Origin of the sequence: Clostridium sp. UBA871, from assembly GCF_002295255.1 — a bacterium.
GTDB classification, from domain to species: Bacteria; Bacillota; Clostridia; order Clostridiales; family Clostridiaceae; genus Clostridium_J; species Clostridium_J sulfidigenes.
Genome location: NZ_DBFV01000004.1, coordinates 304893 through 325763, shown reverse-complemented (window position 1 = coordinate 325763; position 20871 = coordinate 304893). Strand labels below are relative to the sequence as shown.

General features: G+C 29.7%; 23 protein-coding genes and 1 riboswitch. Of the genes, 6 read left to right on the top strand and 17 right to left on the bottom strand.

Translation table 11 applies throughout. The features are described 5' to 3' along the window. Window positions 1-53: 53 nt before the first annotated feature. The 3 genes from B3086_RS07550 to B3086_RS07540 all read right to left on the bottom strand — a co-directional run bounded on the left by B3086_RS07550 (window position 54) and on the right by B3086_RS07540 (window position 1639). A complete protein-coding gene (locus B3086_RS07550) occupies window positions 54-497 on the bottom strand; it encodes a MarR family winged helix-turn-helix transcriptional regulator (RefSeq protein ID WP_035135877.1) in 444 nt (147 codons plus the stop codon). A gap of 184 nt (window positions 498-681) precedes the next feature. Continuing rightward, window positions 682-930, bottom strand: coding sequence for an AbrB/MazE/SpoVT family DNA-binding domain-containing protein (locus tag B3086_RS07545; RefSeq protein ID WP_035135880.1), 249 nt, complete (start codon window positions 928-930; stop codon window positions 682-684). A gap of 217 nt (window positions 931-1147) precedes the next feature. Then, a complete protein-coding gene (locus tag B3086_RS07540) occupies window positions 1148-1639 on the bottom strand; it encodes a YajQ family cyclic di-GMP-binding protein (RefSeq protein WP_346893154.1) in 492 nt (163 codons plus the stop codon). A gap of 180 nt (window positions 1640-1819) precedes the next feature. On the opposite strand from B3086_RS07540, the gene B3086_RS07535 reads away from it, so the two are divergent. Beyond that, window positions 1820-2239 (top strand): hypothetical protein, encoded by a 420-nt coding sequence (locus B3086_RS07535; protein ID WP_346893152.1) that lies wholly within the window; start codon window positions 1820-1822, stop codon window positions 2237-2239. Window positions 2240-2656: 417 nt separating this feature from the next. Then, a complete protein-coding gene (locus B3086_RS07530; RefSeq protein WP_346893150.1) occupies window positions 2657-4258 on the top strand; it encodes an ABC-F family ATP-binding cassette domain-containing protein in 1602 nt (533 codons plus the stop codon). 49 nt (window positions 4259-4307) lie between these two features. Here the strand turns inward: B3086_RS07530 and B3086_RS07525 are convergent, their stop codons facing one another. From B3086_RS07525 to thiW, 3 genes are all read right to left on the bottom strand, one after another. Beyond that, window positions 4308-5306 carry a tyrosine recombinase XerC gene (locus tag B3086_RS07525; RefSeq protein ID WP_346867246.1) on the bottom strand — a complete coding sequence of 333 codons (999 nt, stop codon included), beginning with the start codon at window positions 5304-5306 and terminating at the stop codon, window positions 4308-4310. 96 nt (window positions 5307-5402) lie between these two features. Continuing rightward, a complete protein-coding gene (gene thiM / locus B3086_RS07520) occupies window positions 5403-6230 on the bottom strand; it encodes a hydroxyethylthiazole kinase (RefSeq protein WP_346893148.1) in 828 nt (275 codons plus the stop codon). A 49-nt stretch (window positions 6231-6279) separates the two neighbouring features. Next, window positions 6280-6783 (bottom strand): energy coupling factor transporter S component ThiW, encoded by a 504-nt coding sequence (gene thiW / locus B3086_RS07515; RefSeq protein ID WP_346893146.1) that lies wholly within the window; start codon window positions 6781-6783, stop codon window positions 6280-6282. Between the two features lie 94 nt (window positions 6784-6877). Next, window positions 6878-6979, bottom strand: a riboswitch (TPP riboswitch). 141 nt (window positions 6980-7120) lie between these two features. On the opposite strand from thiW, the gene B3086_RS07510 reads away from it, so the two are divergent. Next, window positions 7121-7807, top strand: coding sequence for a type II CAAX endopeptidase family protein (locus B3086_RS07510; protein WP_346893144.1), 687 nt, complete (start codon window positions 7121-7123; stop codon window positions 7805-7807). 30 nt (window positions 7808-7837) lie between these two features. On the opposite strand, the gene purB is transcribed toward B3086_RS07510, so the two are convergent. Then, window positions 7838-9268 carry an adenylosuccinate lyase gene (gene purB, locus B3086_RS07505; RefSeq protein ID WP_346893142.1) on the bottom strand — a complete coding sequence of 477 codons (1431 nt, stop codon included), beginning with the start codon at window positions 9266-9268 and terminating at the stop codon, window positions 7838-7840. 212 nt (window positions 9269-9480) lie between these two features. Here purB and B3086_RS07500 point away from each other — a divergent pair, with 212 nt between their 5' ends. Further along, complete coding sequence (locus tag B3086_RS07500; RefSeq protein WP_035135773.1) at window positions 9481-9687, top strand: DUF378 domain-containing protein; 207 nt, start codon at window positions 9481-9483, stop codon at window positions 9685-9687. 240 nt (window positions 9688-9927) lie between these two features. After that, window positions 9928-10422: a metallophosphoesterase gene (locus B3086_RS07495; protein WP_346893140.1), complete on the top strand. Its 495-nt coding sequence runs from the start codon at window positions 9928-9930 to the stop codon at window positions 10420-10422. A gap of 48 nt (window positions 10423-10470) precedes the next feature. Here B3086_RS07495 and B3086_RS07490 read toward each other — a convergent pair whose 3' ends face one another. The 3 genes from B3086_RS07490 to B3086_RS07480 are packed head-to-tail and all read right to left on the bottom strand — an operon-like array spanning window position 10471 to window position 13693. Beyond that, the gene (locus tag B3086_RS07490) at window positions 10471-10986 is read right to left on the bottom strand and encodes a GNAT family N-acetyltransferase (protein ID WP_346893138.1); all 516 of its coding nucleotides are present in this window, start codon (window positions 10984-10986) and stop codon (window positions 10471-10473) included. Window positions 10987-11030: 44 nt separating this feature from the next. Beyond that, entirely contained in the window at window positions 11031-12383 is a 1353-nt protein-coding gene (locus tag B3086_RS07485) for an aminoglycoside adenylyltransferase domain-containing protein (protein ID WP_346893136.1), read from the bottom strand. A 17-nt stretch (window positions 12384-12400) separates the two neighbouring features. Next, entirely contained in the window at window positions 12401-13693 is a 1293-nt protein-coding gene (locus B3086_RS07480; RefSeq protein ID WP_346893134.1) for a GNAT family N-acetyltransferase, read from the bottom strand. Window positions 13694-14114: 421 nt separating this feature from the next. Between B3086_RS07480 and B3086_RS07475 the strand changes: the two genes are divergently transcribed. Further along, a complete protein-coding gene (locus B3086_RS07475) occupies window positions 14115-14558 on the top strand; it encodes a bis(5'-nucleosyl)-tetraphosphatase (protein ID WP_346893132.1) in 444 nt (147 codons plus the stop codon). A 50-nt stretch (window positions 14559-14608) separates the two neighbouring features. On the opposite strand, the gene B3086_RS07470 is transcribed toward B3086_RS07475, so the two are convergent. From B3086_RS07470 to B3086_RS07440, 7 genes are read right to left on the bottom strand one after another with little or no spacing between them, the layout of a single operon-like run. Continuing rightward, a complete protein-coding gene (locus B3086_RS07470) occupies window positions 14609-15268 on the bottom strand; it encodes a V-type ATP synthase subunit D (protein ID WP_346893130.1) in 660 nt (219 codons plus the stop codon). A 3-nt stretch (window positions 15269-15271) separates the two neighbouring features. Continuing rightward, window positions 15272-16654: a V-type ATP synthase subunit B gene (locus B3086_RS07465; RefSeq protein ID WP_035131359.1), complete on the bottom strand. Its 1383-nt coding sequence runs from the start codon at window positions 16652-16654 to the stop codon at window positions 15272-15274. Further along, window positions 16647-18422, bottom strand: a complete 1776-nt coding sequence (locus tag B3086_RS07460) for a V-type ATP synthase subunit A (RefSeq protein ID WP_346893128.1) — start codon at window positions 18420-18422, stop codon at window positions 16647-16649. The genes B3086_RS07465 and B3086_RS07460 overlap by 8 nt, the downstream gene beginning before the upstream one ends. 17 nt (window positions 18423-18439) lie before the next feature. Next, on the bottom strand, window positions 18440-18748 hold the full coding sequence (locus B3086_RS07455) for a V-type ATP synthase subunit F (protein WP_035131363.1): 309 nt from the start codon (window positions 18746-18748) through the stop codon (window positions 18440-18442). After that, the gene (locus B3086_RS07450) at window positions 18741-19742 is read right to left on the bottom strand and encodes a V-type ATP synthase subunit C (protein WP_346848167.1); all 1002 of its coding nucleotides are present in this window, start codon (window positions 19740-19742) and stop codon (window positions 18741-18743) included. Before B3086_RS07450 ends, B3086_RS07455 begins: the two co-directional genes overlap by 8 nt. Window positions 19743-19757: 15 nt before the next feature. Then, on the bottom strand, window positions 19758-20360 hold the full coding sequence (locus B3086_RS07445; protein WP_346880288.1) for a V-type ATP synthase subunit E: 603 nt from the start codon (window positions 20358-20360) through the stop codon (window positions 19758-19760). 17 nt (window positions 20361-20377) lie between these two features. Further along, window positions 20378-20851, bottom strand: coding sequence for a V-type ATP synthase subunit K (locus tag B3086_RS07440; RefSeq protein WP_156964299.1), 474 nt, complete (start codon window positions 20849-20851; stop codon window positions 20378-20380). Between the last annotated feature and the right edge of the window lie 20 nt (window positions 20852-20871).

Here is a 20871-nt window from a genome sequence, read left to right as displayed (position 1 = left end):
TATAAAAAATGCTGAAGTATTTCTAATTTTTAAATTAGGCTCCAGCATTTTTGTTATTTACCTTCTGTATAAGCATGTTCTAGTATATCTAAATATTCAGTAAAACTATCCTTGTCTTCTTTAGAAACGTTTTCTAAGGAATAATCGAGAAATTTACATCTTTCCATAATTACTGCTTCTAATATGTTATGTCCCTTTTCTAAACCTTCTATTCTAACTATTCGTCTATCTTTTGAATCTCTAACTCTCTTAACAAGATCCTTGCTTTCCATCCTATCAACTAAATCAGTGATGGTGCTAGGGGCTTGATACAGTTTATTGCTAAGTTCACTAATGGTTACTTCTTTATGATTTACTATAATTTGTAAAGCTTCAAATTGTGCAGGAGTAATATCATAATCTTCTAATATAGTTCTTCCTTTTTTCTTTATATAAAAGCATACTCTTCTTAATAGTTTCTCTATCTTTTCTATTTGTGGATCTTCATAAATTTTCAAAAAATCACTCCTAAATTATATTATAAAAAACATTAAAGTTTATTATACTTCTGTATTATTATACACTTTTTTTCGAATATAGTCAATTAATTACAATTCAATGATAAAATTCAATAAAAAACAGCATCTTGAATTAAAATCAAAATGCTGTTTTTGTATTTTAAATTAATTATGTAAGAATTTATTATTCTTGCATTTTAGCAATACTATCAAGACATTCTTCACAAATATTTTTACCTTTGTAGTTTTTAACGTCTCTAGCATTACCACAGAATAAACATGCTGGCTCATATTTTTTTAATATGATTTGATCTCTATCTACATAAATTTCTAAAGCATCTTTTATCTCGATGTCTAAAGTTCTTCTTAACTCTATTGGAATTACTATTCTTCCTAATTCGTCTACTTTTCTTACTATACCTGTTGATTTCATAATATTTTCCTCCTAAATGTTTGTTATTTATTTTTTCATAAGTATAAGTGGGATTATATATAACTATTATATATAATTATTGTAATTTGTATACATTATTAAATTATCCAATTCCCATTAAATTATACATTAATAGTTAATATATATCTATTATAACTTATTCTTTTAAATTTTAACAGAGATTTTTTGCATTTGTCATATTTTACAAATGTAAACCTTACCTATAGTTAGTGAATTGTACATCTATACCATAGTCTTTAGATTTTAATAGCTGCATTGTTTCTTGTAAATCATCCTTATTCTTTCCAGATATCCTTAACTGATCATCCATTATTTGAGGCTGAACTTTTATTTTACTAGCCTTAATATCTGCCACCATAGCTTTAGCTTTCTCAGTAGAGATACCTTTTATTAATTTACAAGTAACTTTAGCTGTACCTAGAGAACCTGAATCAATTTTACCAACTTCAAGAGCTTTGGAAGAGACACCTCTTTTAATAAGTTTCCCCTTGAGTATGTCGATTACAGTATCTAACTTAAACTCATCATCAGATATGAGCTTAACTTCATCTTTTAGTAAAGTTATTTCTGTCTTAGTACCTTTAAAGTCATATCTTTGTTTAATTTCCTTTAGGGCTTGATTAATAGCATTATCAACTTCTTGCATATTAATTTCAGAAACCACATCAAAGGAATATGAACTTGCCATACTTAGAACCTCCTTAAAATAATCTATATGTAAAAAACATATAAATATATAATAATTTATATATTTAAAAATGTCTATATAAATTTTAAAAAATTTAGATTTATTTTTAGTTGATGTTTTTTAATAGTTTTGTTAAAATAGTCTAATGATTTAATAAAGATAAAACAGGAAGTGATGATAATGAAATACTGTATTTTTGATGAAAAAAAAGTATGTAATGATTGTGGAGAGTGCAATGTATGTGAATACAATAGAGATAAGATCTGTGATAACTGTGGTAAATGTCTAGAGATTGAAGGATATGATGTTAAGGCTGTAAAAATAGATGAGGTATTTGAAAAGAATAAAGAAGAAGAAATTAAAATCGATTTGGAAGACTTTAGTGATTTTGATACAATTGAAGAAGAGGATAGCTTTCAAGAAGATGTAGTACCATTAGAAGAAGATGAAATACCATATATAGATGCTCTCGATGATGAATCTAATTGGGATTATATATCTGATGTAGAAGGAATGGATGAACTTATGGAAGAAACGGGTACAGATGGACTGCTACATGAAGAATATCCAGGTTTATATGTAGTAAATAATAAAAGATAGCTACATAAAACTATTATATATGATATAATAGTTTTATAATATTTTACTACGGAGGTACAGAAGAATGAGCATTACTATTCTTAATTAATTTTATAAGCATAACAAAATAAATATTTATTACAATTTAAATATAGTTTTATGTTTTTTGTTGTGCAATTAATTAGGCAGTGGTAATCTATTCTTTTAATTCTAATCATATAATAATGTTTTGATAGGTGAAGGTATGTAACTATAGTTTACTATAATTAATTTATTTTAATAGTTTCTATTTACCATTAACCAGTTTATATTATATGAATTAATAATAGAGTTGTAAGTTTGGTTTTAATTGCTTATTGTGATTAAAACCTTTTTGTTTCTTAAAATTGAAGTACCACCATTGCCTTTTGATAGACTTTATTAAAAGGAGTGTTATAAATGGGTAAGATAATTATAAAAAATATTTCTAAATCCTTTCAAAATCGCACAATTTTAAATAATATAAGTTTTGAAATAGGAGATAATTTTAAGATAGGTCTGGTAGGAGAAAATGGCGTAGGTAAAAGTACCTTAAAACAAATAATAACTAAGGAGATTTCCTACGATGAAGGAAGTATCAATTATATTCCTTCAAATATTCTTATCGGAATTATAGATGAAAACTTATATAATAATAATACTTTTTTAAGTGGTGGTGAAGCTACTAAAAAAGAAATTCTTAATATATTTCATAGTAACTATGATTTGTTTATACTAGATGAGCCTACAAATCATTTAGATTTAAGTGGTGTTCAATGGTTAGAAAGGATTATAAACTCTATAAACAAACCTATGATTATAATAAGTCATGATAGGTTTTTCTTGGATGAAGTTACAAATAAGACCTTCGTTTTAAGCAATAACGGAATAAAAACCTATGAAGGTAATTATTCTTCCTATGAAAAACAGTTATTTATGGAAAAGATAACTAATGAAAATTTATATAACAAACAACAACAGGAAATAAGGGCTTTGAAAGAAAATATCAGTCAAAGAAAACAATGGTTTAACAAAGCACACAAAATGGCGGGTACTAATGATCACTTAAGGGCATTAAGTAAAAAGCATGTTTCTATAATGAGATCAAAAGAAAAAAAGTTAGAAAAATTAAAAGAAAATGGAGTTGAAAGAATAAAGGATAATTCTTCAATTAAACTTATACTTAATAATAATAATAGTTTTAAAACAGCCATAAGAGTTGAAAATCTTAGTAAATCCTTCGATAAGAAATTATTATTTAAAGATGGGAATTTTACTATAAACGGTGGAGATAAAGTCGGCATCATTGGCAATAATGGTAGTGGGAAGACTACATTACTAAATATTCTTCTAGGTGAAGATAAGAATTACATTGGTGATGTTTATTTAAACCCAAATATGAAAATTAGCAGTTTATCTCAATATCTAGAAGTAGTAAATGAAGAAATAACTATATTAGACTATTTATTAACCACCAATGAAACTGAAAATATAATTCGGTTATATTTAGGAAGTGTATTTATAAAAGGGGATAGAGTAAATACATTAATTAAAAACTTAAGTATGGGCGAAAAATGCAGAGTAATATTTACTAAAATAATCATTGAAAATCCTGATTTAATAATTCTTGATGAGCCAACTAATTATATGGATATCTTATCTAAAGAAAGTGTAAGTTTGCTTTTAAAAAGTTATTCTGGAACAGCTTTGGTAGTTTCTCATGATAGACATTTAATTTCTACAGTATGTAATAGAATTCTAAAAATAGAAAATAACAAAATTATTAATTTTACAGGAAATAATACTGAGATAATTGAGTTTTTCACTTGTAATAAGACTAGTAATAGTAAATTAAAGGTTAATAAAGATGAAATATTAATGCTTCAGTGTCGACTTTCTCAGCTAAGTGGTTTACTAGATGATCCTTCATTAGAAAAGGATGCTAAGTTAAATTATGAAAAAGAATTTTTGAATACGAGCAGGCGTATATCTGAATTGAGAGATATAAAATATAAAAAGTAATAAAAAGAAGGATAGCAGCCATAGATTTCATAGCTGCTATCCTTCTTTATTATTCATCCCCTAAGGGGTGAGTGTTAATAGCCTCTCTTAGGGTTTCATCATCAACATGAACATATATTTGAGTAGTACTTACATTTTCATGACCTAATATCTCTTGGAGAGTTTTAACATCTACACCACCATGTTTATGAAGTAATGTTGCAGAGGTATGCCTTAATTTATGAGGTGTGTATTTATCAGTATCAAGACCTGCTGCACCTACATATTTTTTTATTATTCTTTCTACAGTGCGTTTATTAATTCTTCTATACTTTCCACTTATGAATAGAGCCTCTCTATCCTCACTATGAACTTTATCTGCAATATCATTTCTTACAACAAGATACTTATTTATAGCCTTAATTGATGCTTTATTAAGATAAATAGTCCTTTCTTTATTTCCTTTACCAATGACAGTAAGGGTATCACCTTTAATATTGGCAATATTGATGCTGCAAAGCTCTGATAGTCTCACACCACAGTTTAAAAATAGGGTAATTATACATAAATCCCTAGGTGAATTTTTATCTCTATTATTAGCTACAGCTAATAAGTCTCTACTTTCATCTAAAGTTAAGTAAATGGGGGAGCGCTTTCCTATTTTAGGACTTTCTAAGTCTAAAGTAGGATCTGTAGGTATAATTTTAGCTTTAGAACATAAATAGTGAAAAAAGGACTTTAGAGAGGCAACTTTTCTTGCCTTTGCATAGGTTCCATTTTCTCTCATATTCTCTAAAAAGGATAGATAGGTGTAAAAATCAACCAATTCTAAATTTTTAAGATAATCAGAAGAGATGTTATCAATAGGAATATTTTCAAAAATTACATCCTGTGATAAAGTTACTTCATTATTATGTACTTTAAGAAATTTAAAGAATAAAGTTAGATCATAAGCGTAGGCAACTAAAGTATTGCTAGAAACACCTTTAACAGAAGAAAGATAACTTAAATAATCCTTTAGTATTTTGGGTAGAGAATTATCTTGCATATAATTTAATTTCGAATCCATAAAATCCATTCCCCTTTAATTTTTATAGCATAATGTCGCGAAACTTACATTTCACGACATTAATTATTCTATGAAGAGAGGTAAAAATCCTTTAATTTAAAAAAACTTTTCTATTTTAATTTTTTCTTCTAAAATTTTATAATCCATATTACTCACATAATCGATCAAATGTATTTTTAAAGATCCACTTCCCTGAAACTTTTCTACTATTTTATTATAAGCAAGTTCACCATATACTCCCATAATACAGAAAGCAGTTACCGTTGCATCAAAGATTCTATGAGGATTAGCACCAACTAAAACTCCTATAATTGATGAAAGCATACATCCTGTTCCGGTGACATTTCTCATAGATGGATGCCCATTTCTAATAATATATACTAAATCTTTATCTGCAACTACATCTATAGCCCCTGTAATGGCTATAATTGCCCCTAGATCCTTAGAAAGCTCCGTAGCTAGAGTAAGTGCACCTTCTATATTATCTTCCGTTATAGACTCAATTTCACTGGCATCTACACCCTTACATATAGTTTTTTTCTTTCCTATAGTTTTTATTTCAGATATATTACCTTTTATAACTTGAAAATCTACAGTGTTTAAAAGTTCCTTTGCAGCCTGTTGTCTAAAGGATGATGCACCAATACCCACAGGATCCAATATTACAGGATGCTTTAATTTATTAGCTCTCCTACCTGCCTTAATCATGGCTTCTAACTTTCTTGGATTTAAAGTACCTAAATTCATTACTAAAGCATTACATAAGGTGGTTATCTCCTCTACTTCCTCTGGATCATCTGACATAATAGGAGAACCACCACAAGCTAAGGTTATATTAGCACAATCATTAGCTGCTACATAATTAGTTATATTGTGCACAAGAGGGTTGGTTTTTCTTGCTGAATCTAAAATATCTTTAATCATTTTATATCCTCTCCCTAAGATCTATTTTAAAATACTAAGATGTTAAGCTCTAATTACCTTTATTAGAAACTTTATCTAATACTCCTGTTTTTTTAAGAGCTATTAAAAATAGTATAGCAATTAGTGTGCCACCAATAGAGCTTATGCTAAATGGCACCACAAAGCCCCATAGAGCCGCTTCCTTTGATAGGATGAACTTTGCTACCGGATAGGCTATTAAAGCTCCTATTACCCCTGTGCCGAAGATTTCTCCTATGGATGCCATAGTTATTTTTTTATTATATTTATATAGGATTCCAGCTAAAAGAGCTCCACACATACTTCCAGGAAAAGCTAGGAAGGTACCTGTACCAATAAGCACTCTAATTGTGGAAGTAAGGAAAGCTATAGCTACTCCATAAAAAGGACCTAAAATAACAGCTGATAAAACATTTATCAAATGCTGAACTGGAGCACATTTTGCAATTCCTACTGGTATAACTATAACTGTAGATAAAATAACTCCCATGGCAATGAAAATTCCAGCTAAAGTTAGTTTTTTTGTTTTTAACATTACATATCATCCCCTCAAAATCAATATTTTTAAATTACTTACCCTCCCCTATATGAAGAAAAATAAAAGGCATACCAACTAAGTGGTATACCTATAATTATATAAATCTACTTCCTACGTTGGCATTATCCAAATCAGGTACGGTCGAAGTTTACACTCCCTCTCAGCCTGTACACAAGCTCCCGAATATTAAGTTAACTAAATATTATCATAATGAATTACTATAGTCAATTAAGGATATACTTGTTATTTTAGAAAAATAATATGCTATAATTATTTTAAAGCCTTGAGTCATTATTTAAAGCTATATACATAAAATTTTCAAGGAGGATGATCTATGGAAAATAAACAAGCCACTCTATCTATTATTTTAGTAGTAGTATTAGGTTGTATTATTATGGCCTTAGTGGAAATTTTAATTGTACCTAATTATTTTACAAAGTCTTTAATAAAAATATGTATCTTTTTACTATTGCCCTTAATTGTATGTATAAAAGAGAGAGCTATTTCCTTTAAAGCACTTTTTAAAGGAAGTAAAAAAAGCATATTTTTTGCACTTATATTTGGTATAGTTGTATATGTATTTATACTAGGAGCTTATTTTATTCTAGGTCCATTTTTTGATTTTTCTATGATCACTACTAATTTAGAGAATAATTTAGGAGTAACTAAAGAAAACTTTTTATTTGTAGCACTATATATTACATTAGTTAATTCCCTTTTGGAAGAGTTTTTCTTCCGTGGTTTTTCCTTCTTATCTTTAAAACAGGTAAGTTCAAGAAAAGCTGCTTATATTTTTAGTGCTTTAGCCTTTGCAATTTATCATGTGGCTATTATGAATAATTGGTTTACTCCCCCACTGTTCATTTTGCTTATAGTTTCACTATTTATAGCTGGACTTCTTTTTAATTACCTTAATGAAAGATTTAATAATATTTATGTCTCTTGGATAGTTCATATGTCTGCTAATTTAGCTATAAACACTGTGGGATTTATCCTCTTTGGCATCATAAAAATAAGCTGAAATGCATTATTAGCATTCCAGCTTATTTTATTATACGTTTATTTCTACTTCTTCACCTAATTCATTTTTATGAGCTTCTAATATAGGGTTTATATATTCCTCTATAAAATCAACTACCTGACCACTAGATCTTCCAGTGAACTTACTTGGATCTATTATAGATAGAATTTCTTCTTTTGATAATCCAAAGGATTCATCAGCTAATATTCTTTCTATTAAATCATTCTTTTCTCCAAATTCTTTTACTTGTCTTGCAGCAGCTAAAGAATGTACTCTTATTTTTTCATGAAGTTCTTGTCTATCCCCTCCACGCTTAACAGCTTCCATCATAATATTTTCTGTAGCCATAAATGGTAACTCACTATTAACATGGGCAGCTATTACCTTTTCATATACCACCATATTAGAAGTTATGTTTATATATAGGTTAAGCACTCCATCAAGAGCTAAGAAAGCTTCTGCAACGGATATACGTTTATTAGCAGAATCATCTAGTGTTCTTTCAAACCATTGAGTTGCAGCAGTAATTGCTGGGTTAAGAGAGTTTACAATTATATATCTTGAAAGTGCACTAATTCTTTCACTTCTCATAGGATTTCTCTTATATGCCATAGCTGAAGATCCTATCTGATGATTTTCAAAAGGTTCTTCCATTTCCTTCATGTTTTGAAGAAGTCTCATATCATTACTAAATTTGTATGCACTTTGTGCTACTTCAGATAATGTATTTAATATTATAGAATCTAATTTTCTAGAGTAAGTTTGGCCAGTAACAGGATATGCTTTTTCAAAGCCCATTTTTTTACATACAATTTTATCAAGTTCTTTAACTTTTTCTTCATCATTGTTAAATAAAGACATAAAGCTAGCTTGAGTTCCTGTTGTTCCCTTAACTCCTCTAAATTTCATTTTATCAATTGCAAAATCAAGGTTTTCTAAATCCATTAATAACTCTTGCATCCAAAGAGTAGCTCTCTTTCCTACAGTTGTAAGCTGAGCTGGTTGAAGATGAGTAAATCCAAGAGCTGGAACGTCTTTATATTTTAAAGCAAACTTGCTTAGTTGATCTAACACATTTATTACTTTTTTTCTAATTAATATAAGAGCATCTCTCATAATGAGTAGGTCCGTATTGTCACCTACATAACAGCTAGTAGCTCCTAGATGTATTATTCCTTTAGCTGATGGAGCTACAACCCCATAAGCATATACATGACTCATTACATCATGTCTAACTTCTTTTTCTCTAGCAGCAGCTAATTCATAGTCAATATTTTCAATATTGTCTCTAAGCTCTTTGATTTGTTCATCAGTAATATTTAATCCTAATTCTTGTTCTCCCTCAGCTAATGCAACCCAAAGTTTTCTCCAAGTTTTAAATTTCATTTCCTCAGAAAAAATATAGCTCATTTCCTTAGATGCATATCTAGAATTTAATGGTGAATTATATGTATCTCTCATAGTAACCTCCGTACAAAAATGTTTTTTTATCTAATATCATTCACTATTATAACATATTATATAAATATAAGTCCAATTAAAATTCGTGTTATTTGTAATAATAGGTTATTCTCATTGTTCTATTTTATCCAAATATATCATATATATTAAACATAAAATATATTAATGGATTTAAACATATCATAATATAATTAAAATGGGGGGAAGTTTTTATGTGCAAAATTAATTTATTAGACAAAATATCATTTGTACTTGTTATTATAGGCGCAATTAATTGGGGAATATTTGGACTCTTCAATTTTGATCTTGTTCATTTCATCTTTAGCTTTTCAGATATGCTAGTTAGAGCAATATATATATTAGTAGGACTAGCAGGTATAAATATGATTAGATTTTTATATTGTCTCAATAAAAAATAGTAGCTCTAATATTAAGAAATAGTTCTATATGTAAATATTTATATATGGAACTATTTCTATTTTTCTGTAGGAAACTATTAAACTATGAAAAAATAGAAATAGTTAAATAGTTGTACTGTTCGTGGGGATTTCAGAGGATATGTTATTGGAACATTAGAATAAAATAGACTCATTTATCCTCTATACCAAAGAATAATGGTATAATATTTTACGGAAATATATACTTATTGGAGGGATAACATGAAAATTGCTTTTGTTGGTGATACTCATCATAATGAAAGAGCTTTAAAAGTAGCTTCAAAATATATAAATGATTTAAAATCTGATATAGTTATTCATTTGGGAGATTGCATAGAAGACGTAAAACTCTTAGAAAAAACTTTCAAAGGTGAAATATTTGCAGTGGCTGGAAACTGTGATTTTTCTAATACATATCCTAAAGAAAATACTATTACTATTAATGGAGTAAAAATTTTCTTTACCCATGGAGATTTATATAAGGTGAAAAGTACCATGAATAGTATAGCTATAAAAGCAGAGAGCATTGGTGCAGATGTGGTACTCTTTGGTCATACCCATATACCTTTTAAAGAAGAATATAGAAATATTATATTTATGAATCCTGGCAGTATCCCTAAGCCTTCTCCATGGGCTAAAGGAAAATATATAGGCTTTATAGAAATTGATGATGATGGAGTTATAGTTACTGCTGAATTAAAGGCTGTAGAATTATAAAATAAAAGCCATCTTTTCGAAGATGGTTTTTATTTGTATATGAACTTTTTACTTAAATTCTATCCAATATTTTTGAGTTATTTCATTTTCATTAATAACTTCATTTTCTAGAATTCCACCATTATTAATAATGGTTTTAGCTGAACCTACATTACTTTTGTCACAAGTAATTAATGCCTTATTTATGCCTAATTCTTTAGCTATGGGTAGCGCTAAAGATAACATTTGAGAAGCATAACCTTTTCTCCTCTGAGAAGGTCTTATTCCATATCCAATATGTCCTCCATATCGTAATAAGTAATCATTTAGCTCATGCCTAATATCTATAGCTCCATAAATTTTTTTGTCTTCATCCATTAAAAAATATATGGAAGAAGGTACTAATCCTTTCTCATACATATTTTCTGATTCATATTCTTCCCACTTATTTACTAACTCTTTGAAACTCATGCTATCTCGTTTAGCTGCATTTGGAACAATCTTCTCTTCAGTAGCTTCCCATTCAGTAACATAGTCTATATATTCTTTCTCCATAGATAATGTGGGTTTAACTAATTTAAACAACTATCTCACTCCTTCTCATATTATATATTTATTAAAGCTTTAATCTATATTTTAATGCCCTTCTCTTTTAAATAATTTAATATACGTTCTTTATCTTTTAATCCTTTGAATAATATTGCCTCATAAATGTAATATCCACTGGTAAATGGAGTTCTTCCTTCTTCATTTATAATGGAGTTTTTTACATTTAAGATTAAGCTCCTGTTTTCTTCATTTAAATTTTTAATTACTTTAGAGATATAGTTTTTATTAAATTCAAAACTTTCTTTATCTACAATCCACAAATCCATTTTCCAAGTTTTATCGGTGATCTTACTTTCATATTGGATTCCCCAATAAAATCCCTTTGGAAGTCCTTTCTTAGGGTAATTAACAAAGTCTTGAAATTTCATTAGTTTAATGTTCTTTATCTTTGCAAGTTCACTCCCCATTTTAAAGAAATTATCTAAAGAAAATTCTTCTCCATTCATTACCATGTTCATATCAATATCTTCCCAGGCCATTAAATTAAATCTATAACTACCAGTATAATTAACTTGTCCATATTTCTTTAGAATAGAGTCAATACCTTCTTTATAAATTATATCTTCAGCTTCTTTGTGTAATTCTATAGCATGACTTAAATAATTCATTATTTCACTATTTAAATAATTATCTATATTGTTCATAATAAAATCTGCAAAGTTAACTAGATCTTTTTCGTTAAAATTACCTTTTTCTCCTTTTTCATAACAGTTTAAAGCTTTTTCCACAGTCTTTATATACTCCTTCGGAAGATTAGAGTATGCCCATTGTCCACCCTCTTTTTTTGAACAAATAACGTCTTCTTTAAGATAATATAGAACTCTACAAAGATTAAGAATAGTATACATAGGCAACTTTATAATTTCTTCTCTAGAATTTGCTATGTCAAAATAAATTGATTTTAAATAGTCTTTTCTTGGTACAGGTGAAAATATATCTTCTATGGAGCTACCATATATACAAATCCCTCTAGCTCTTGTTATTGTAATATGAGCAGCTAAATCTGGATCTTCTCCATCTTCACATAAATAGCTATGATTAGCTTCATAAGTTATTTTATATGCATTAGAATAGTGAAGTATATATGGAGTTGGATGCTTAAAGTTCTTAACATCCTTTTCTAAAAGCACACTCATTTCCAAACCTTTTCCTGGTCCATCTTTAGATAGTTCTAATAAAATATCTACAAGCTTTCTTTTATCATTGGCATTTAGGTTTTCTTTTACTACTACTAAAAAATCTATATCACTTATATCAGGGTTAAAACAATCCATAGCTAAAGAACCATGAATATAGATTCCTATTAGGTTATCCTTTAATATGGTCTTATAGCTTTCTACTATACTATCTAATATGGTTTTTATATTTTGCATTTTATACAATTCCTTTCCTATAACTTATACTTTTCATTACAGATATCTATAATAAATTTGATGAAGTCTTTAACTGAGTGTTCTCTTTCAAATGTTGATCTGTAAAAGGATGAATCAGAATTTCGCTTCCTAAGTCTTAAACATTCTTTTATAATTAAACTATACTCCTTAGGTATAGTAGTTATTGCATATTCTAAAGCTTTGTCTTTAGAAGTTATAGCTTTATTTTCTAAGGTATATAGTATTCTACATAGGGTTGCAACTGCGAATTCAATCCATTCATCCTGGAGAAATATATAATTTTCACTTAATTTATCCTTCCAATAATTATTTAAATTGAAGTTCATATTTTCTATAATACTACACCAATCTACTTCTATAGATAAACTGTTAACATCAGAGCAATTTATAGGTATGCCAAAATACTTTAGTGTCCACCAAGTAATATAATTAATATCGTAATAGCCATAGTAATGAAGAATATTATCACAAAAGTATATATAAGGGCTTATTTCTGAATTAAGCTTACCTACTTTATCCTTAGTTATATACATGCCTTCCATCCTATTACCATATTCAAAAGTTTTACTTATTTTCCTATGAACTTTTTCTACGGTACCAATATCTTCATTTTCAAATTCCTCATTTAATATTGTTATAAAATCTATATCGCTTGTTTTCTCACTAAAACAACCTAGTGCTACTGAATTATAAATATATATACCAAATATCTTATTAGGAAAGTTATCTCTTAGGGATTTATCATATTCATTTAACATAGAAATTAAAATCTCTGGAATGGGCGTGTTTTTTACCTTCTTCTCATAGCAATAAAAGTGAACTTCTCTATTAGGAAAATATAATTTACCTACTCTTTTATATCCATGATTCTCATATAATTTAAGTGCTTTTCTATTTTCGCTATAAGCATCCAATCTTATAGATGTGTATTTATTTTCATCAGCAAACTCTTCAATGAATTTTAATATTTTCTTTGCAATTCCCATACCTTGATATTCAGGAAGTACAGCTAACCTATGAATAACCAATACTTTTTCACCTTGAGTAATCCAATTTATGTTATTGTACTCTGAGGGTTGCTCTTCATCTATGGCGAAATATGCTATAGATAGTCCGTTGTCTTTTAACAAATAGCAATTACCACTAATAATATCAGTTTCTATAATATCTAAGCTAGGATAAAATTCATTCCATTGATAGATGTTATGGCTTTCCATATGAGTTTTACACTTAGAAATTATATCAAAAATACTTGATAGATCTTGTTTTTGGCATTTAATAATATTCATAACCTATTTCCTTTTTAATCATATTTTTTATTGAATATATTTTAAAATAGTAGTTATATTATACCATTTATATAAATATAATTCATAAATTTATAATAATAATATTGAAGTTAGTGTATAATATTCATATATTTTCAAATTAATTATTTTCATAGAGGTTGTGATTTTTTGAAAAGCCTTTAGGTATATTATTTGACTTAGGAGATACTGTACTAGAGTATTATTATAATAACCCTATAGAAGGAACTAAAAAGATATTAGAAAACTCAATAAATCCTTATAATACAACAGCAGAAGAAATTCAGGAGCTAGCAGTAAGGTTAACCCAAGAAAACTTTGGAAAAAGATAAGTGACAGATATAGAGCTTATAGAAGTTGGCTATACATATGAAATAGAAAAGTTAATTAAGGAGATAAAATAATGGATATTTTAATTAATAATGTGGATGAGAATATGAGCTATGAAAAATCATGTGGAGCAGTAGTATATAAAACCTCAAATAAAGGAATTCAATATTTACTTTTAAAAAGTATTGGCCTTGATAGTTATTGGGGATTCCCTAAAGGTCATATGGAATATTCAGAAACAGAAGAAGAAACAGCTTTAAGAGAAGTTTTTGAGGAATGTGGACTGAAAGTTAACTTAATAGATGGATTTCGAGCTACAGATAAATATAATATTGATAATTTTATTGAAAAAGAAGTGGTATTGTTTTTAGGAGAAGCTGATAATAGTTTAATTAAAATTCAAGTAGAAGAAATTGAGGATTATAGATGGTGTAATTATGAGGAAGCTAAGAGCTTATTAACCTATGAAAGTGGGCGAAGAATCCTTAGTGAGACTAACCAATTTTTATGTGAGTGAATTTAAGTAAACAGAAATTAAAATAAGAGGTAACCCGGAGGTTACCTCTTTTACATCTGCTCAGCTGCAGCCTGTGCTTTTTCCATCATATCTTTTACCTTCATTAGACGGCTTAAAGCACCTCTTTCATTTTCATCCAGCTTCATTTTAATATACTTAATTGTTTCTTGAAGCTGAGGAATTGTCATATATTCTAGAGCGTTTACCCTTCTTCTTGTCTTCTCAATCTCATCGGCCATAAGCTGACAAGACTTTTCTACTTCTGCAAGTTCTAGAAGCTTAGGAAGAATTAAATAAAGCTGTTCTATAGAATTATCAAGTTCTGAGGAAGTACTGTAAAATCCATAAGGATATATACTACCTGAATCTCCTTCTAGCTTACGTACAAAGTTCATAACAGGTACATTTACACTCATTATGTTTTTTTCTGCTAGCTCTAAAGATATGCTTTCCTTAGGATAAGAAATAGCTTCTTCCAAGAACTCAGGTGATATAGCTGCTGACGCCATAAGAAAATCCTTAAAGGCACCTTGAAGTTTCTCTTCAACTTCACCACGTAGCTTATTGTTGTATTTTATTAGATCTATGAACCTTCTCATTAATTCATCTTGTTTATCTTTAAGAAGTTTATGCCCTCTAGTTGCAGTAGCTAGTCTTTTCTTTAATTTGGATAGCTCCATTCTAGTAGGATTGACATTTAATCTTGCCATATGCTATGCCTCATCTCCCTTAGGCATATACTTTTCAAGGTATTCATCTCTAATTCTCTTAAGCTCTGTAGTAGGAAGTATGGTTAGAAGCTTCCATCCAAGAGATAAAGTTTCTTCTATGCTTCTATTTGTATTAAATCCTTGAGAAACATATTCATTTTCAAAAGCCTCAGCAAACTTAGCATATTTTTTATCTGCATCTGAAAGAGCAGATTCACCTAGAATTGCTGATAATTCTTTTGCTTGCTTACCTTGTGCATATGCTGAAAATAATTGGTTCATAGTATCTGCATGGTCTTCTCTAGTTTTACCCTTACCTATTCCTTTATCTTTAAGTCTTGATAGTGAAGGTAATACATCTATTGGAGGCATTATACCCTTTTGATATAATTCTCTAGATAGAATAATTTGTCCTTCTGTTATATATCCAGTTAAGTCTGGAATTGGGTGAGTTTTATCATCCTCTGGCATTGTAAGAATCGGAATTTGAGTGATAGATCCTTCTATACCTTTTAATCTTCCAGCTCTTTCATAAAGAGTAGATAGGTCCGTATAAAGATATCCTGGATATCCACGTCTACCTGGAACTTCCTTTCTAGCAGCGGATACTTCTCTTAAAGCTTCTGCATAGTTTGTTATATCAGTCAATATAACAAGTACGTGCATTCCTTTTTCATAAGCTAAATACTCAGCTGTAGTAAGAGCCATTCTTGGGGTAGCTATTCTTTCGATAGCTGGGTCAGAAGCTAAGTTCATGAATAGTACTGATTTATCTATAGCACCAGTCTTTTTAAACTCATCTACGAAGAATTGAGCTTCTTCAAAAGTTATACCTATAGCTCCAAATACAACGGCAAACTTAGAATCTGAGTTAAGAACTTGAGCTTGACGTGCTATTTGAGCAGCCAATTGTGCATGTGGAAGTCCTGAACCTGAAAATACAGGTAGTTTTTGACCTCTAACTAATGTATTAAGCCCATCTATAGCAGAAATTCCAGTTTGAATAAATTCAGATGGATAATCCCTTGATACTGGGTTAATTGGCTCACCGTTTATATCTACTCTTTTTTCAGCTATAATACTAGGACCATCATCGTTTGGATTTCCCATACCATCAAATATTCTTCCTAACATATCCTCAGATACACCAAGTTCTAGAGGTCTTCCTAGAAATTTAGCTTTAGTACCTTTTAAGTTTATTCCAGATGAACCTTCGAAAAGTTGAACCATTGCTTTAGAACCATTAACTTCTAGAACTTTACCTCTTCTCTTTTCTCCAGTTTGTAATTCTATTTCAACTAATTCGTCATATTTAACGCCTTCAACACCTTCAACAACCATCAAAGGTCCTACAACTTCTGTAACAGTTCTGTATTCTTTAAGCATCTAGAACCCCTCCTTCGCTAATTAATCTATTAATTTCTACTACTAATTCCTCAGCGATGTTATTGATAGTGTCAATATTATCTTCGGCAATATATTTACTTCTTGCAATTTTATCTCTCATAGGTAAATTTAATATATTGTTTAGATAAACTCCAGCTTCTAAAGCACGTTCAGCTTCTTTTCTAAATAATAGAATTAATTTTAGCATTTTATGTTGTTTGCCAAGTGAAGCATAAGTGTCTATTTCATGGAAAGCATTTTGTTGTAAATAGTCTTCTCTAAGAGACTTTGCAACTTCTAATTTTAATCTATCTTTTTCAGATAGTGCATCTATACCTACTAATCTAACAATTTCATCAAGGCTAGCTTCTTCTTGTAGTAGTGTCATAGCTTCAATTCTTAATTGAGACCAATCTGATGCTACTTCATCATCCATCCATTGACCTATACTATCTAAGTATAATGAGTATGAACTTAACCAGTTTATTGAAGGGAAGTGACGCTTATAAGATAATTGAGCATCTAGTCCCCAGAAAACCTTAACTATTCTTAAAGTAGATTGAGTAACTGGTTCAGATAAGTCTCCACCTGGAGGAGATACGGCTCCAATAGCAGTAACTGCTCCTTGTCTACCATCTTTTCCTAAACATACAACCTTACCAGCTCTTTCATAATAATCTGCAAGTCTTGATCCTAGGTAAGCTGGATATCCTTCATCACCAGGCATCTCTTCAAGTCTACCGGACATTTCTCTTAGAGCCTCAGCCCATCTTGAAGTAGAGTCTGCCATTATAGAAACTGAGTATCCCATATCTCTAAAGTATTCTGCTATAGTTATACCAGTGTAGATACAAGCTTCACGGGCTGCAACTGGCATATTTGAAGTATTAGCAATAAGTACTGTTCTCTTCATTAAGCTTTCACCAGTTTTTGGGTCTTTAAGTTCTGGGAATTCATTAAGAACGTCTGTCATTTCATTACCACGTTCACCACATCCAACATAAACAACAATTTCAGTATCTCCCCATTTAGCTATCTGGTGTTGAACTACTGTTTTACCAGCTCCGAAAGGTCCTGGTACCGCTGCAGCTCCACCTTTAGCTACTGGGAAAAATGTATCTATAACTCTTTGTCCTGTAATCATTGGCTCAATAGGTTTTAACTTGCTAGCATAAGGTCTTCCTTTTCTAGCTGGCCATTTTTGCATTAGGGTTAACTCTTTATCACCCTTTTCGGTTTCTACGATACAAACAGTTTCAACTATAGTAAAGTTACCTGATTTTATTTCTTTAATCTTTCCTTTTACTCCATAAGGAACCATTATCTTGTGAAGAACTACGGCAGTTTCTTGAACTGTTCCAATAATATCTCCAGCTTCTACCTCATCTCCAACCTTTGCTGTAGCATTAAATTCCCAAACTCTTGTTCTGTCTAGAGATTTAACTGCAACACCTTTTTTAAGGAAATGAGAATTTGCAGCTTCTTGCAAAGCATTAAGTGGTCTTTGAATACCATCAAACATAGCTTCGATTAATCCTGGTCCAAGTTCTATACTTAGTGGCTCTCCTGTTGTAATTACTGGGTCTCCAGGTCCTATACCAGAGGTTTCCTCATAAACCTGAATGGAAGCTTTATCGCCTCTCATTTCAATGATTTCACCAATAAGTCCCTTTTCACCAACTTTTACAACGTCAAATATATTAGCATTATCCATGTCCTTAGCAACTACTAATGGACCTGAAACTTTAACAATAGTACCATTCTTCAAGTTTTTTACCTACCTTTCTATAAGATATTTACTCCAACAGCTTTTTCTACATAATCGCTGATTTTTTGTTTACCAATATTTAGTGTGCCTTGATTGCTTGGTATAAGTATAATTGCAGGTATAAGCTTCTTATTATACCTTTCAATAGTTTCTTCTAAATGCTGAGCTAATTGCTCAGTTAAAAATATTACAGCATAATTTTCAAAAGCCATTTTATCTACAATTTTTCTTGCTTCTTCAGCTTCAACTGCTGGATAAACATCAATTCCTAAGGCCTTAAATGCTAGTATTGAATCTTTATCTCCAACTACACCTATCTTATACATATAGTTCACGCAACCTTTCTCTGATAACTTCAGTAGCAACCTTATTAATCTTTCCTACCATAATAATTCTAATTATTTTAATTTCAGTTTCTTTAGCAATTATATATGCAATGATAGGCTCTGGTCCGAAGTTAACTCTCTTAGCTTCCTTTGCATGATCCATAATATAATTATCATAGAGTACATCTAAGGATGAAATGCTACCTGTAGCCATGTATTCTTCTAAGATGGTATGTAGTACCTTTGAGTAAGGGGTTCTAGATATTTTACTAGTAAAGATTTCTAGGGATTCATTTATTCCTTCTATAAAAAAGTTATGCTTTATAGTTCCACCAGGTATTAATACACCTTCAAGGAATCTACCATCTTTATTTTGCTTTTTAACTCTAAGCATAGTCTTTATATTAGTAATATCTATAGACTCATTTACATATCTAGTTATATACTGAACATCTATATTCCTTGCTTTTTCTATCATACCTTCAAACATGTATTTATCTAAAAGAGTGTCTATTACTTGAGGATCTGAATTAACCTCAAACTCTTTTTCTACCTTAATGATAACTTTTTGAATTTGCTTATCTAAGGATTTTAGCTCATCAGATAAAATACAGTTTTTAAGAGTATCTAAAGGAATTGTTCCTATTGGTATTAGAATATTAGATAAATCCTTGCCCAAGGCTTTTGCCTTTAATAAAACTTTAATATTATGATAATCATATCTTAAACTCATAATATCTATAATTTCTTTTACAGGAGATATTTTATATAAAGTGCTGTAAAGATTCACTAGCTCTTCCTTAAGGATTTTTTCATAATCATAAACTGAATCTATATTATTAATAAGTTCACCATAAGTAGTTTCTTGTAATATCTTTAAAACTTCCTGTGGTCCATCACTATCCAATAATCTTTCAATTTTATTTTTATCAAGGAGTCTTTTTTCCATTACCCTTAATCGAGCTACAGCATGGGTAAAATCCATTCTGTCCATTTAAATACCTCCTCACTATTCTGTAAACAATATTTTCCCAACTTCATACTCTAATTCATATTTAAGTGAGTTCACAAGTTCATCAAAGGAATTATTTATCTCAATTCCATTTTTACTAAGGATAAACCCACCATCAATTTCATGAGTTTTAACGTTGAATTTTAAATTTCCTAATTTGCCCTTAGATATTAAGGCCTTATTTACCTCGGCTAAGAACTTTTCAGGAAGCTTATCTCTATCTACTGGGTTTATAATTATTTCTTCATCTCCATGGATGTCTAAAGCCATAATAGAGTTCTTTATAAATTTAGTGAATTCTTCTGCATTCATAGCTTTTAGTTTTTCCTTAGCTGCTTCAAACACTTTCTCAATAACTTGTTGCTTTGCTAATAATTTTTTATTTCTTATTTCTAAATCAGTTTTTGAGATAATTCTTTCTTTTATAGTTTTACTTTCCATTTCAGCTTTTTGTAAAATAGAAGAAGCTTTTTTATTGGCATCTTCTGTTTTCTTTTTAATTATTTCATCAGTTTTAACGGTAGCTTCATTTAAAATTTCAATTTTTTTTACTTCTGCATCCTTTATAATTTTAGAAGTAAGATTATCCAAATTAGACATATTATTCACTTCCTTAATTAAAAGTTACCACTCATTACTAGTAGAAGAGACATTACAAATCCTAAAAGTGCATAAGTTTCAACCATAACAGTTAATATAATACCTTTTGTGTTGTGCTCTGGTCTCTTAGCTAAAATTTGAACTGCTGAAGCTGCTGTTTTCGCTTGAGATATAGCTGATTTCCATCCTGCTATAGCTATTGGAAGACAAGCTGCAAATAGATAAAACCCTTGACCAAAAGACATATCTGGTGATAATTGTAAAGATACTAAAAGTGCTATAACAAATCCATATAATCCTTGAGTACCTGGAAGTAATTCAAGAATTAAGGCTTTACCAAACTTCTCTGGTTCTTCTGCTAAAAGTCCACTTGCTGCTTCACCAACTATACCAACACCCTTTGCTGATCCTATCCCTGGTAATGCTGCTGCAAGAGCAACTCCTATAGCTGCTATAATTATTCCACCGTTTCCCATTAAAAAATCCATCATAATATTTTTTCCTCCTAATT

Coding starts and splice junctions, on each gene's coding strand:
- B3086_RS07475 (WP_346893132.1), top strand. CDS start 14,115: ATGGATATTTTAATTAATAATGTGGATGAGAATATGAGCTATGAAAAA.
- B3086_RS07530 (WP_346893150.1), top strand. CDS start 2,657: ATGGGTAAGATAATTATAAAAAATATTTCTAAATCCTTTCAAAATCGC.
- B3086_RS07480 (WP_346893134.1), bottom strand. CDS start 13,693: ATGAATATTATTAAATGCCAAAAACAAGATCTATCAAGTATTTTTGAT.
- B3086_RS07540 (WP_346893154.1), bottom strand. CDS start 1,639: ATGGCAAGTTCATATTCCTTTGATGTGGTTTCTGAAATTAATATGCAA.
- thiM (WP_346893148.1), bottom strand. CDS start 6,230: ATGATTAAAGATATTTTAGATTCAGCAAGAAAAACCAACCCTCTTGTG.
- B3086_RS07465 (WP_035131359.1), bottom strand. CDS start 16,654: ATGCTTAAAGAATACAGAACTGTTACAGAAGTTGTAGGACCTTTGATG.
- B3086_RS07455 (WP_035131363.1), bottom strand. CDS start 18,748: ATGTATAAGATAGGTGTAGTTGGAGATAAAGATTCAATACTAGCATTT.
- B3086_RS07450 (WP_346848167.1), bottom strand. CDS start 19,742: ATGGACAGAATGGATTTTACCCATGCTGTAGCTCGATTAAGGGTAATG.
- B3086_RS07445 (WP_346880288.1), bottom strand. CDS start 20,360: ATGTCTAATTTGGATAATCTTACTTCTAAAATTATAAAGGATGCAGAA.
- B3086_RS07525 (WP_346867246.1), bottom strand. CDS start 5,306: ATGGATTCGAAATTAAATTATATGCAAGATAATTCTCTACCCAAAATA.
- B3086_RS07545 (WP_035135880.1), bottom strand. CDS start 930: ATGAAATCAACAGGTATAGTAAGAAAAGTAGACGAATTAGGAAGAATA.
- thiW (WP_346893146.1), bottom strand. CDS start 6,783: ATGTTAAAAACAAAAAAACTAACTTTAGCTGGAATTTTCATTGCCATG.
- B3086_RS07470 (WP_346893130.1), bottom strand. CDS start 15,268: ATGGCAAGATTAAATGTCAATCCTACTAGAATGGAGCTATCCAAATTA.
- B3086_RS07535 (WP_346893152.1), top strand. CDS start 1,820: ATGAAATACTGTATTTTTGATGAAAAAAAAGTATGTAATGATTGTGGA.
- B3086_RS07510 (WP_346893144.1), top strand. CDS start 7,121: ATGGAAAATAAACAAGCCACTCTATCTATTATTTTAGTAGTAGTATTA.
- B3086_RS07440 (WP_156964299.1), bottom strand. CDS start 20,851: ATGATGGATTTTTTAATGGGAAACGGTGGAATAATTATAGCAGCTATA.
- B3086_RS07485 (WP_346893136.1), bottom strand. CDS start 12,383: ATGCAAAATATAAAAACCATATTAGATAGTATAGTAGAAAGCTATAAG.
- B3086_RS07495 (WP_346893140.1), top strand. CDS start 9,928: ATGAAAATTGCTTTTGTTGGTGATACTCATCATAATGAAAGAGCTTTA.
- B3086_RS07500 (WP_035135773.1), top strand. CDS start 9,481: ATGTGCAAAATTAATTTATTAGACAAAATATCATTTGTACTTGTTATT.
- purB (WP_346893142.1), bottom strand. CDS start 9,268: ATGAGAGATACATATAATTCACCATTAAATTCTAGATATGCATCTAAG.